General features: G+C 41.9%; 11 protein-coding genes. 1 reads left to right on the forward strand and 10 read right to left on the reverse strand.

The features are described from left to right. Positions 1-6: 6 nt before the first annotated feature. The 5 genes from hemB to hemA are packed head-to-tail and all read right to left on the reverse strand — an operon-like array spanning position 7 to position 4941. On the reverse strand, positions 7-978 hold the full coding sequence (gene hemB, locus MHI20_RS06475; RefSeq protein WP_007501555.1) for a porphobilinogen synthase: 972 nt from the start codon (positions 976-978) through the stop codon (positions 7-9). After that, on the reverse strand, positions 975-1766 hold the full coding sequence (locus MHI20_RS06480) for a uroporphyrinogen-III synthase (protein ID WP_340937253.1): 792 nt from the start codon (positions 1764-1766) through the stop codon (positions 975-977). The genes hemB and MHI20_RS06480 overlap by 4 nt, the downstream gene beginning before the upstream one ends. Next, entirely contained in the window at positions 1763-2698 is a 936-nt protein-coding gene (gene hemC / locus MHI20_RS06485; RefSeq protein ID WP_340937255.1) for a hydroxymethylbilane synthase, read from the reverse strand. The genes MHI20_RS06480 and hemC overlap by 4 nt, the downstream gene beginning before the upstream one ends. A gap of 37 nt (positions 2699-2735) precedes the next feature. Next, positions 2736-3566, reverse strand: coding sequence for a cytochrome c biogenesis protein (locus MHI20_RS06490; RefSeq protein WP_007501558.1), 831 nt, complete (start codon positions 3564-3566; stop codon positions 2736-2738). A 7-nt stretch (positions 3567-3573) separates the two neighbouring features. Further along, on the reverse strand, positions 3574-4941 hold the full coding sequence (gene hemA, locus MHI20_RS06495) for a glutamyl-tRNA reductase (protein ID WP_024718410.1): 1368 nt from the start codon (positions 4939-4941) through the stop codon (positions 3574-3576). Positions 4942-5181: 240 nt separating this feature from the next. Between hemA and MHI20_RS06500 the strand changes: the two genes are divergently transcribed. Beyond that, on the forward strand, positions 5182-5667 hold the full coding sequence (locus tag MHI20_RS06500) for a hypothetical protein (RefSeq protein WP_135009361.1): 486 nt from the start codon (positions 5182-5184) through the stop codon (positions 5665-5667). A gap of 244 nt (positions 5668-5911) precedes the next feature. Here the strand turns inward: MHI20_RS06500 and yihA are convergent, their stop codons facing one another. From yihA to tig, 5 genes are all read right to left on the reverse strand, one after another. Then, positions 5912-6499, reverse strand: a complete 588-nt coding sequence (gene yihA / locus MHI20_RS06505) for a ribosome biogenesis GTP-binding protein YihA/YsxC (RefSeq protein ID WP_007501562.1) — start codon at positions 6497-6499, stop codon at positions 5912-5914. Continuing rightward, entirely contained in the window at positions 6496-8820 is a 2325-nt protein-coding gene (gene lon / locus MHI20_RS06510; RefSeq protein WP_007501564.1) for an endopeptidase La, read from the reverse strand. Before lon ends, yihA begins: the two co-directional genes overlap by 4 nt. Positions 8821-8991: 171 nt before the next feature. After that, the gene (gene lonB, locus MHI20_RS06515) at positions 8992-10653 is read right to left on the reverse strand and encodes an ATP-dependent protease LonB (protein ID WP_007501566.1); all 1662 of its coding nucleotides are present in this window, start codon (positions 10651-10653) and stop codon (positions 8992-8994) included. A 139-nt stretch (positions 10654-10792) separates the two neighbouring features. After that, a complete protein-coding gene (gene clpX, locus MHI20_RS06520) occupies positions 10793-12058 on the reverse strand; it encodes an ATP-dependent protease ATP-binding subunit ClpX (protein WP_007501568.1) in 1266 nt (421 codons plus the stop codon). A gap of 251 nt (positions 12059-12309) precedes the next feature. Continuing rightward, on the reverse strand, positions 12310-13584 hold the full coding sequence (gene tig, locus MHI20_RS06525; RefSeq protein WP_017358146.1) for a trigger factor: 1275 nt from the start codon (positions 13582-13584) through the stop codon (positions 12310-12312). Between the last annotated feature and the right edge of the window lie 23 nt (positions 13585-13607).

Raw genomic sequence — 13607 nt, forward strand, 5'->3', positions numbered from 1 at the left:
CGTTCTTTATTCTGAGAGCCATTTCGCTGCATCTTTTGCATGATACGTAATGATTAATTCTGCGCCTGCACGTTTCATGCTAGTCAGCATTTCAAGAACAAGCTCTTTTTCAGAAATCCAGCCATTTTGAGCTGCTGCTTTCACCATTGCATACTCTCCGCTCACATTGTACGCAACAACAGGAAGTGTAAATTCATTTTTCACATCACGCATGATATCTAAGTATGAAAGTGACGGCTTCACGATCAGGAAGTCAGCGCCTTCTTCTACATCAGACTGCGCTTCTCTCAGTGCTTCTAAGCGGTTTGCAGGGTCCATTTGATACGTTTTACGATCTCCAAACTGCGGTGTGCTATGCGCCGCATCACGAAACGGACCGTAAAAAGCACTTGCATATTTCACAGCATATGACATCACAGGCACATGAACAAAGCCGGCCTCATCAAGCGCCTCACGAATTGCGATAACAAAGCCATCCATCATGTTTGATGGAGCAATGATATCTGCACCTGCACGAGCCTGACTGACAGCGGTTTTCGCTAAGAGCTGAAGAGATTCATCATTTAAAATTTCTCCATCTTCAACGATTCCGCAATGTCCGTGATCTGTATATTGGCATAAGCAAGTATCAGCAATGACCACAAGCTCAGGGAAATGCTTTTTGATTTCAAGCGTTGCTCTTTGAACAATCCCGTGATCGTGATAAGCTTCACTGCCTACATGGTCTTTATGGTCTGGTACCCCAAAAACAATGATAGATTTAATCCCAAGGTCAACAAGCTCTTGGACTTCTTCTTTCACAAGATCAACTGAAATGTGATAGACACCCGGCATTGAAGGGACTTCTTTCCGGACATTCTCTCCCTCTACAAAAAAGATGGGATAAATGAAATCAGAGGGTCTTAAAAATGTTTCTCTCACCAATTCTCTCATTCCTGCGCTTGTACGCAATCTGCGGTGTCTGTTAAATTTCATCATTGGTTCAACTTCCTTTCAGATAAACGGCACATCAAATCAAGCATCCCGTCTATCGTATAAGTATCTGGGGTTTCAGAAGAAATCCCGTATTGAAGCAGTGCCTCTTGTGTAAGAGGACCGATGCTCACAAAACATGTGTCTGATGCAGCTACTCTATCGATATCAGCCTCCATGGCGTGCATAAAAGAATGAACAGTGGAGGAGCTTGTAAATGTAATAAAATCAAATGATTGCTCCATCATTGCCGACTTGAGTGCGATAATTCCGTCCTCATCCTTCACTGTTTCATATATAATCCACTCTTTTACGTCAATGCCAAGCGGAACGAGGGTATTCTTCACCACATCTCGTGACAGGTGACCTTTTGCTACAAAGACACATTCTTCTGGGTGTACATGTTCAATTAAAGCATCTGCCAGTTCTTCTGCTATAAAACGTTCTGGAACCACATCCACTTTTAAGCCGTGCTGCATCAGATAGGCAGATGTTTTTTCACCTACGGCCGCCACTTTCAAGTGGGATAAGCTTTGATGTAATTGATGCTTCTCTATATAACTGAGAAAAAAAGACGCACCATTTACACTTGTAAACACAAGCCAATGGCTTGCTTCTAAGTCTTCTAAAAATGCCTTCGCTTTTTCTTTTGTCAGCGTTGGCTCAAACCTGATAAGAGAGGTTAAAACAGCATGGCCGTTCAGCGCTTCAATTTTCTGCTGAAACGCACCCGCTTGACGTTCATTTCGAGTGACAAGCACCGTCTGTCCGTAAAGCGATTTGGCTATCGTCATTGGGAAGACAGATCCTTTTTCACCTTGTCGATCAAATCCTTTGCTCCCTTATCAGCCATCTGCTTCGCACATGCTGTTCCGATTGTCTCAGGGTCAGTACCTGTTACGGTTTCTCGAATAATCGTATGCCCATCCGCAGATGCCACAAGACCTGTCAATTCAATTTCATCACGCTCATTCATCGTTGCGTAACCAGCGATCGGCACTTGACAGCTTCCATCCATTTGTTGAAGGAAAGCTCTTTCAGCAAGGACCGTTTTCTTTGTATACTCATTTGTGAATTGAGCTAACAGGTGCAATAGCTCTTCGTCATCTCCCCGGCATTCTATCGACAATGCGCCCTGCCCTACAGCAGGAAGGCAAGTATCAGGAGATAAAAATTCCGACACGACTTCTTGACTCCAGCCCATTCTAGACAATCCGGCAGCCGCTAGAATAATCGCATCATATTCTTCATTTTTCAGTTTTTCAAGTCTCGTATCAATGTTTCCACGGATCCATTTAATCTCAAGATCTGGTCTCTCCTGAAGAAGCTGGGCACTGCGCCGTAAGCTGCTCGTTCCCACAACCGCTCCCTTTGGCAGTTCATGAAGACGGAGATGATCCTTTGAAATCAATGCATCCCGCACATCTTCACGCTCAGGAATACAGCCGATGACTAAACCTTCCGGAAGAGAGGCCGGCATATCTTTCATGCTGTGTACTGCCATATCGATATCATGGTTCAGCATTGCCTGTTCAATCTCTTTAACAAACAGACCTTTTCCGCCAACCTTTGATAAGGTCACATCTAAAATTTGATCACCCTTTGTCACAATCTCTTTAATTTCAAAAGAATAAGAAGGGTTTAGTTCAGACAACTTTTGAATGACCCATTTTGTTTGTGTAATCGCAAGTTTACTTCGTCTAGAACCTACTTTAATTGTACGCATTACGTCTTCCTCCCGACAATGCCCTTAAGACTCATCATTATTGAAACCAATGAAAGGTTGATAAGCTACCAAGCAGAAAATAATTGATCATCAGCACAAGAAATGAAGCGACATTCCATCGCGCCACGATTTTGCCCTGCATATTTCTCACCAGTCTAATGTATAAGTAAAAGCCGTATAAAAACAGCATAATAAACGAACCGAGCACCTTTGCATCTGTCCAGTACAACGTATCATACGAAATATATGCCCATATAATGCCAAGAATTAAACTAAGCAAGAGCATCGGCACGCCAATAATATTTAAGACATACGCCATATGATCAAGCTTTGATAAGTCTTCAATTCTCAAAAGCCATTTTCCCCATTTTTTCTTTTTCAGCAAACGATATTGAAATAGGTAGAGTAGTGAAAAAGCAAATGAAAGTGAAAAAGCGCCGTATGATAAAATGGCCATCGTAATATGAATGACGAGTAGCTCACTCGTCAGCTTTCCCGTCAGTTCGGCAGAATGAAGATCGGATGGTGTAAAGGTGTGAATCGCCATCATGGAAAAACCAATCACATTTGTAAAAAAGACAATAAATTCAACGCGTAATACTTTTGTCAAAACAAGTGACAATGTCACAAGCACCCACGTATAAAAATATAACCCCTCTGCTACATTCAACACAGGGAATCGGTCTGTTTCCATCATAATATAAAACATGTAGACTGTTTGCAGCAGCCAGACAATAGAAAGCAACCAGAAAGCCATTTTTCCAGCCTTCCGGTTGTGTTGAAGAAAATCTATGAAATAGAACAAGACACTGAGTGCATAGATCAAGGTCGTCGCTTCACCTAGTCTCGCTACAATGGATTCCATCATCGCCTAATCACTCACTGGCAACTGTAGCAAGGCCTTGTGCCATATTTGTTTTAAACAGCTGAAACGCCCCTTGCTCCACCTGCATCGGCTCTGCCTTTTGCTCTTCATCTTCAACCTGTAAATCAAAGATTTCTTTAAAGAGTAAAAGTTTTTCCTCTGCATTCGGCTCCCCGGCAATTTCTTTGGCCTTTAAGATAGGATCTTTCAGCATTTGATTGATGATGCTTTTCGTATGTTTATTTAACAGCTTCATTTCACGATTTGTGAGGTTTGGAAGCTTTCGTTCGATGCTTTGCATCGTATCCGCTTGAATCGAGAGTGCTTTTTCTCTTAAAGCAGAAATTACAGGAACCACTCCGAGCGTATTAAGCCATTGCTTAAATTCCACAATTTCAGCTTCGATGAGAAGCTCCACCTCTTCAGCTACTGCACGTCGCTCTTTCAGGTTAGCTGCCACAATGCCCTCAAGGTCATCAATGTCATACAAAAAAGCACCTTCTACTTCAGAAATAGCTGGATCTAAATCACGTGGTACTGCAATATCCACCATGAATAGAGGTCTGCCTTTTCTCTGTTTGTTCGCTTTTTCGACCATTTCTTTTGTAATCACAAATTGTTTAGCCCCAGTAGAGCTAATTAAAATATCTGCTTCAGATAATGTCTTTTCTAATTGATTCAAGCTCTTAGGCTCTCCTGAAAAACGGCCGGCCAGTTCTTTGGCCTTTTCAAACGTTCGATTGATGACTGTTACCTGGCCAATCCCTTGACCTTGAAGGTTTTGAGCCGCCAGCTCGCCCATTTTACCCGCACCAAGAATAAGGACATGTTTATCAGAAAGACGTCCAAAGATTTTTTTGGCAAGTTCCACTGCCGCATAGCTGACAGATACAGCATTAGACGCAATATCTGTTTCCGCATGAGAGCGCTTCGCAACTGTTACCGCCTGCTTAAACAAATAATTGAAAACGGTACCAATGGTCTTCTCCTCTTGAGCGACTTTAAAGCTTGAGCGCACTTGACCGAGTATTTGTGTTTCACCAATGACCATAGAATCAAGTCCACAGGCAACCCGGAATAAATGCTCAACCGCTCCATCATTTTCATAAAACTTCAAATATGGAGAGACATCTTCTTTTTCTAAACCGAACCAATCTGCTAAAAATCTTTTTATATAAAACCGACCAGTATGAAGCTGATCTACAACTGCGTAGATCTCTGTTCGATTACATGTTGAGATGACGATATTCTCTAGAATGCTTTTTTCTTCTTTAAGCTTGGACATCGCTGTTCCGAGCTCGCTCGGTTCAAAGCTCAGCTGTTCCCGTATCTCAACAGGGGCTGTTTTATAATCTAAACCCACAACAAGAATATGCATAACTTCAGCTTGCACCCCCAACGCCCTGTCTAATTTATAATAATTACAATATAGAATTTATTATTTATAATGATTATAACATATATTCATTTTTAACTGGATAAAAATTGTGAACAGATTTCAAAAATGTTGTGATATAGTAGAAAAATGTTCGACATCGAATGCCATATCATCACTTCAAGCAATTTACCAGATTTGGCGCGTGCGGACAAATGATCTGCTTATAAGAAGGTGACATCTTTGAAGAAGAAATCTATTTTGCTGCCGCTCACTTTGCTGGCTGTAGCACTATATGCCATTCTCTCAGGAGATCAATTTGACATTTGGAAAGATCAGGAGAAATGGTATACACTTGTACTGCTTTTTGGCCTTGCTTTCTTATATCAAGGAAAGAAGGAACAGGAAACCTCTCATGTGTTTATCGGTATGCTCATGACAGGCCTTGCGCTACACTTTATCCTTCAGCCGACATTAGAACACTGGCCAGATACATTTACGATGATTGTGTTCATCGTCGGCCTCGCACTTTTGATGAAATCATCACAGAAAAAGGAATATCGAATAGAAAGTGTTGTTCTCATTGCACTCGGTCTATTCCTTTATTTCTTTCAACAAATTACGAAGCAACTTAGCACACTTTCGATCCCTACTTCCGGTTTTGAATTGTACTGGCCATATGTATTGATTGCCGTCAGTCTCCTCTTATTATTTTTAAAAAGGAAATAACTTATACAATAAAAAGGCATCTGCTATGTGCAGATGCCTTAGAATGTTGATAAATGGCTAAAATGAACTTGATTTTAGCCATTTGTCTTCTTTTCAGCGTGATAGAAAACCTTTGCAGTCTAGGAAGGACGAGTACTGGCGCGGAGCGAATTTGACATTCGTGAGCACCAGCGCGCAGGACTGACAACGAATGCGAGGGTTTGTCTTCACGCTGAGGCATCTGCTTTGTGCAGATGCCTTTCTTTTAACTGTTAATCTTCGCAAGAATCGCATTCCAGGCTTCATCTTTTCCCTTTTTTGTTTCAGAAGAGAAAAGGATTAATTCATCTGATGGGTCGATGTCGAGTGTCTGTTTGACGACTTTCGCATGCTTTTCCCATTTGCCTTTTGGAATTTTATCGGCCTTTGTCGCAATAATGATCACAGGAACTCCATAGTATTTAAGGAATTCATACATGTTCACATCATCTGCGGATGGCTTATGACGCAGATCCACAATTTGGACGACTGCTTTTAACTCTTCACGCATTGTAATATACGTTTCGATCATTCTCCCCCATGCTTCGCGCTCTGTTTTTGATACTTTTGCAAAGCCATAACCTGGGACGTCCACAAAGTGGAGCATATCATTAATAATGTAAAAATTAAGCGTCTGGGTCTTTCCTGGTTTAGAAGACGTACGCGCTAAATTTTTCCGATTAATCAATGAGTTAATGAACGAGGACTTTCCAACATTTGACCGTCCAGCAAGTGCGATCTCAGGCAGTCCCCCGCTCGGGTACTGCTCTGGTTTCACCGCACTAATGACGATATCTGATTTTGTTACTTTCATCTTCCCTCTCCTACTAACGCTTTCTCAAGCACCTCATCTAAATGTGAAACCGGAATAAAAGTTAATCCTTCTCTCACACTTTCAGGAATATCATCAATATCCTTCTCATTGTCCTTTGGAAGAATAATCGTTTTCAGTCCTGCACGATGTGCGCCTAATGCTTTTTCTTTTAATCCGCCAATCGGAAGCACTCTTCCTCTTAACGTAATTTCTCCTGTCATGCCAACCTCTTTTGAAACAGGACGTCCTGTGAGTGCTGATACAAGAGCCGTCGCAATGGTAATACCAGCTGATGGCCCGTCCTTTGGAACCGCACCCTCTGGAACATGGATATGAATATCGTGCTTTTCATTAAATTGAGGATCAATGTTCAGTTCATCTGCTTTTGAACGAATATAACTGAATGCCGCCTGCGCAGATTCTCTCATGACATCACCGAGCTTACCTGTTAGCAAAAGCTTGCCTTTACCCGGTGAGAGTGAGACCTCGATGGACAAAGTGTCTCCGCCAACTGTGGTATATGCAAGCCCTGTGACAACGCCGACCTGATCTGTCGTTTCCGCCTGACCATAACGGTAAAGTCTTTTTCCGAGGAATTCAGATAAGTTCTTTTCCGTCACTGTGATGCGTTTGCGGTCTTCAGCCACAATTGCTCTTGCCGCTTTTCGGCAAATCGCCGCAAGCTGACGCTCTAATCCGCGGACTCCTGCTTCTCTTGTGTAATAGCGAATCATATCGTAAATCGCTGCTTCACGAAGCTGCAAGTTCCCTTTCTTTAATCCGTGCTCCTTTAGCTGCTTCGGCAGAAGGTGATCTTTCACAATTTCTGCTTTTTCAACTTCCGTATACCCTGCAATCGTGATAATCTCCATTCTATCACGAAGTGGACCTGGAATGGTTGCTAAATTGTTGGCAGTTGCGATAAATAAAACTTGAGACAAATCAAATGTCTCTTCAATATAATGATCGCTAAAGTTATGATTTTGCTCTGGATCTAACACCTCAAGCATCGCAGAAGACGGATCTCCTCTAAAGTCAGAAGACATTTTATCAATTTCATCTAAAAGAAAGACCGGATTCATCGTGCCCGCCTTGCTCATCCCGCGAATGATACGGCCCGGCATCGCACCTACATAAGTTCTTCGATGACCACGGATCTCAGATTCATCACGTACACCGCCAAGAGAGATACGGATAAACTTTCGATCGAGTGATTTGGCAATGGATTTAGCAAGTGACGTCTTCCCTACCCCAGGAGGTCCTGCCAAGCAAAGAATCGGTCCCTTTAATGAATTTGTCAGTTTCTGAACAGCAAGATATTCGAGTACCCGCTCTTTTACTTTTTCAAGCCCGTGGTGCTCGTCATCTAAAATTTCGCTTGCAAGCTTTAAATCTAGACGATCTTCTGTATAAGTGCCCCACGGCAGATTGATCAGCCAATCAATATAATTGCGAATGACAGAACTCTCAGCAGAGCTTGAAGGGATTTTTTCATAACGGTTCAGTTCTTTTAAAGCCGTTTCACGAACGGAATCTGGCATGCCGGACTCTTCAATTTTAGCCATAAGCGTACTGACTTCGCCTGTTTTCCCCTCTTTGTCTCCAAGCTCTTTTTGAATAGCTTTCATTTGTTCGCGCAAATAATATTCTTTTTGCGTTCGCTCCATTGAACGTTTGACACGCTGGCCAATTTTCTTTTCAATCTCTAGCACTTCTTTTTCATTGTGAATGAGACTGATGACCCGATTCAACCGTTTTTTGACATCGACTGTTTCCAGCACTTCTTGCTTGTCTTTTAATTTCAAAGGAAGGTGGGAAGCGACGATATCCGCCATTCTTCCAGGTTCTTCAATATCCGTCACCGTTGCATATGTTTCAGCTGAGATTTTTTTTGAAATTTTTATGTACTGATCAAAGTGATCTAACAAAGTGCGCATGAGTGCTTCTGCTTCTGCGTCCTTTAACTCTTCTTCTGTCAACTCTTTAATATCGACTGACGTATAGTCTTCTAGCTCCATGTAGGATTCGATCTGCGCTCGATTTAAGCCTTCGACGAGCACACGGATCGTTCCATTTGGCAGCTTCAGCATTTGTTTAATTTTTGTGTAGGTGCCAACTTTGAAAATTTCCTCTTCACCTGGTTCATCTATTGAAATTTCCCGCTGTGTTGCTAGAAAAATCATATGATCGTTCATCATCGCCTGTTCTAATGCTTGAACAGACTTTTCGCGCCCAACGTCCAAATGCAAGACCATTGTTGGATAAACAAGCAAGCCTCGCAGTGGAAGGAGCGGAACATTCTTTTTGATTTCATCTGCCATGTTGATAGACACCTCCGTCACTAGTATGAATCATTATAATATACCTGTTTCAGTCTTGTACAATGTAAAAGACTTGAGAAATGATGATCTTACCGTAGTATACCCTTTCTTTTTATCTTGAAAAAGAAAAAAAGATCTATTTCACTAAAAAATCCCCATATGAGATGGGGATTAAACAGATTTCCTTTTCATTTCTTCTTCTAGTCCATCTTTCTTCTCATCTGGCGGATTGACCAAACACTGATCCAGCACTTCTTGGAAGTGCTTCACAGGCACAATCGTAACCCCTTCAATCTCTTTTAAGATCGACTGCTGATTGTCATAAGGGATGATCACTGTTTTGACACCCGCTTGTTTGGCTGCCTTGATTTTTGGTATGACACCGCCGATCGGCTTCACCTGACCTTGTAATCCAATCTCACCGGTCATCGCCGTTAAATGATCAATCGGAATTTGATGAATGGCTGAGAAAATGGCTGTGGCCATCGCAATTCCAGCAGATGGCCCATCAATCGGGGCACCAGCCGGAAAATTAATGTGGATATCATATTCATTTGTTCGTATGCCTAAGTTTCGAAGCACGGTTAAGACATTTTCAACTGAGCCCTTCGCCATACTTTTCCGTCTGATCGATTTCGACTGATTGCCGATGCTTTCTTCTTCCGCAATACCAGTAATATTGATACTGCCTTTTTCAAGCGCTTTACAAATGTTCACTTCAATTTCAAGCAGAGCCCCGCTGTTCGGTCCATACACGGCAAGACCATTTACTACTCCTACTTTTGGCTTTTCCGGTACTTTTTGTTCATATCTTGGTGTCAGCTGGCTTGAATGAATGACCCATTCTACATCGGCAATCGTAATATCCTTTCGGTTTTCAGTGACAGCCATACCTGCGGCAATCTGTACCATGTTGACCGCTTCACGTCCATTTTTCACATAGGATGTTAACAGGTTCAGCCCTTCATCACTTAATTCCTTCTGTATTTTCTCGACTGCTTTAGCTGCAACAATTTTCAGCTCATGCTGATCCAAATCCTTGAAGAAAATCTCCAAACATCTTGATCGAATAGCCGGCGGAATTTCGTCCGGTGTTCTTGTCGTGGCGCCAATCAGTCGAAAATCAGCGGGCAACCCATTTTGAAAAATATCATGGATGTGATTCGGGATCTGCGTATTTTCTTCACTGTAATAAGCACTATCTAAAAACACTTTTCGATCTTCTAGCACTTTGAGCATTTTGTTCATTTGAATCGGATGCAGTTCTCCAATTTCATCGATAAAGAGAACGCCACCATGAGCATGTGTGACCGCTCCTTGTTTCGGCTGCGGAATGCCGGCCTGTCCCATGGCCCCTGCTCCTTGATAAATGGGATCATGTACGGAACCAATCAAAGGGTCTGCGATGCCTCGTTCATCAAATCTTGCCGTTGTGGCATCAAGCTCAACAAATACTGCATCTTTTTTAAATGGTGAATCAGCGTGACGCTTCGCCTCTTCCATCACTAGACGGGCAGCAGCTGTTTTTCCAACACCAGGCGGCCCGTAGACGATGACATGTTGCGGGTTCGGTCCACACAGGGCAGCTTTAAGTGCACGTATACCGTCTTCCTGCCCTACAATATCTTGAAACCCCTTTGGCCGGACTCTCTCTGATAAAGGTTCACTCAGTTTAATGGATCGCATCTTTCTGAGTGCTTCCATTTCTTTCTTTGATTCTTTATCGATCGTCACCTTTTGTGTGCGCTGATTTTTCAGTAAGTTCCAAAAGTACAACCCGATGACGATACCAAAGAACAGTTGTATGAATAATACGATTCCTGTCCAGCTCAATCGGTGCTCCCTCCTTCATCTATCGTTATGTATTGGTTTCTGTCTGCTAGTATTTCCTAGAGCTGGACGGAATAAACACAACTTCCACGATAAATAAAAAACTCCTGAATCAAAAGATTCAGGAGTCATTCAAATGGGCTTATGCTGATGTTTTTGTATCTTTATTCACGACTGTACCGTCTTTTAAGACAAGACGAGGCGGCTCACCATCAGCAACCGTTGCACCAGTAATGACACATTTCTCAATATCATCACGAGATGGAAGATCAAACATCACATCAAGCATGATGCCTTCAATGATGGAGCGAAGACCACGAGCTCCTGTTTTACGCTCAATTGCTTTTTTCGCAATTTCGCTAAGAGCATCTTCTTCAAACTCAAGCTCAACATCATCAAGCTCAAGCATTTTTGTATATTGCTTAACGAGCGCATTTTTAGGCTTCGTCAAGATTTCTACAAGTGCTTTTTCATCTAACGGCTCTAGGCTTGCAATAACCGGAAGACGACCGATGAATTCTGGGATTAAACCGAAGCGAAGTAAGTCTTCTGGCAGAACTTTTGATAGAAGGACTTCTTTTTCAAGATCTTCAATTTTATTTTCCGCACCGAATCCAATCACTTTTTGACCTAGGCGGCGTTTGATGATTTGCTCAATGCCGTCAAAGGCTCCACCACAAATGAAGAGGATATTTGTTGTATCAATCTGAATGAATTCTTGATGAGGATGCTTACGTCCACCTTGAGGCGGTACACTAGCGACTGTTCCTTCAAGAATTTTCAAAAGGGCTTGCTGTACACCTTCCCCAGATACATCACGAGTGATAGAAGGGTTTTCTGATTTTCTTGCTACTTTATCGATCTCATCGATGTAGATAATGCCTTTTTCAGCTTTTTCTACATCATAATCTGCTGCTTGGATCAGCTTTAGTAAAATATTCTCTACGTCTTCCCCAACGTAACCTGCTTCTGTTAAAGACGTCGCATCTGCAATCGCAAATGGAACATTTAAAATACGTGCAAGTGTTTGAGCAAGTAATGTTTTACCGCTTCCTGTAGGTCCAATCATAGAAATGTTACTTTTCGAAAGCTCAACATCATCAATCTTACTGTTGGAATTAATCCGCTTGTAATGGTTATAAACCGCTACAGCTAAGGATTTCTTCGCATTCTCTTGTCCGATGACATATTCATCAAGAATTTCCCGGATTTCATGAGGTTTCGGAACATCCTTGAATTCAACTTCTTCCTCAGTACCGAGCTCTTCTTCAACTATTTCCGTGCAAAGCTCGATACATTCATCACATATATATACGCCAGGTCCTGCGACCAGTTTACGCACTTGATCTTGCGTTTTTCCGCAAAACGAGCATTTTAATTGACCTTTTTCCTCGTTGAATTTAAACATTCTTTCACCCCTTATTCTTCTTCACTTGCCTGTAGCTAACAGTCAGCTACCCTTCTGGGTCCAGTATGTATGCATTTTACCATACTTTCCTAAAAGACGGTAATGATGTGTTTGTAACACTGCACATTGAGATATGTATGACAGAAAGATGCGACTTACACTATCGTTTCCAAAAGAAGCGATGATAAGTCAAAAATTGTACAAAACAAGGCACGAGTCACTCGCGCCCTGTTTTATTATTATGCACCATATTAACGGTTTTCTACAAGAAAATCAATTGCTTTACGAACTTTTAAATCTTCTTTCATTGCTTCAGTAGAACCGATCGCTTGTTTGATATTTTCAACTGGCATGTTGTATGCTTCAGCCATTTTTGAAAGTTCTTCTTCCACTTCTTCATCAGACACTTGTAGGTCTTCTGCAGCAGCGATTGCTTCAAGAGTAAGATTAGATTTTACGCGTTTAGCAGCATCTTCTTTCATTTGCTCTTTTAGCGCATCTTCATCTTGTCCAGAGAACTGGAAGTAAAGCTCAAGGTTCATCCCTTGCATTTGAAGACGTTGTTCGAATTCTTTCATCATGCGGTCTAACTCAGTGTCAACCATCGCTTGAGGAACGTCAACTTCCGCATTTTCAGAAGCTTTTGCTACTAGCTCTTCACGAAGTTTGCCTTCTGCTTCGTTTTCTTTTGCTTCTTCAAGACGTTTCTTCGTTTTTTCAGTTAATTCAGCAATCGTTTCAACTTCTTCATCAACATCTTTAGCGAACTCATCGTCAAGTGCTGGAAGTTCTTTTGCTTTAATTTCATGAATTTTCACTTTGAATACAGCTGGTTTACCTGCAAGGTCTTCAGCATGATATTCTTCTGGGAATGTCACTTCAACGTCTTTTTCTGCACCTGCTTCAAGACCAACCAATTGCTCTTCGAAACCAGGGATGAATGAACCAGAACCTACTTCAAGAGAGTAGTTCTCAGCTTTTCCGCCTTCGAATGCTTCTCCATCAACGAATCCTTCGAAATCTAGAACAACTGTATCGCCGTTTTCGATTGCGCCTTCTTCTTTGACAACAAGCTCAGCTTGACGGTTTTGCATAGCTTTTAACTCTTCTTGGACATCTTCATCAGATACAGATGTGTCGTCTTTTTCAACGTTAAGACCTTTGTAGTCACCAAGTTTTACTTCTGGCTTCACTGTTACTTTTGCAGTGAAGATTAAGCTTTCGCCTTTTTCGATTTTCTCAACATCGATTTCAGGGCGGTCAACCGGCTCGATACCAGCTTCGTCGATTGCTTTCGGATATTCAACTGGAAGAAGAATATCTAGTGCATCTTGATAAAGAGATTCTACTCCAAAACGCTGCTCGAAAAGACCACGTGGTACTTTCCCTTTACGGAATCCAGGGATTGATACTTGCTTAACTACTTTCTTAAATGCATCATCAAGTGCTTTGTTAAATGTTTCAGCGTCAACTTCTACTGTTAAGACACCTTCGTTACCTTCTTGTTTTTCCCATTTTACTGACATGTGTGTTTCCCTCCAAAAATCTA

Source organism: Bacillus sp. FSL K6-1106 (assembly GCF_038005245.1).
Lineage (GTDB): Bacteria > Bacillota > Bacilli > Bacillales > Bacillaceae > Bacillus > Bacillus altitudinis.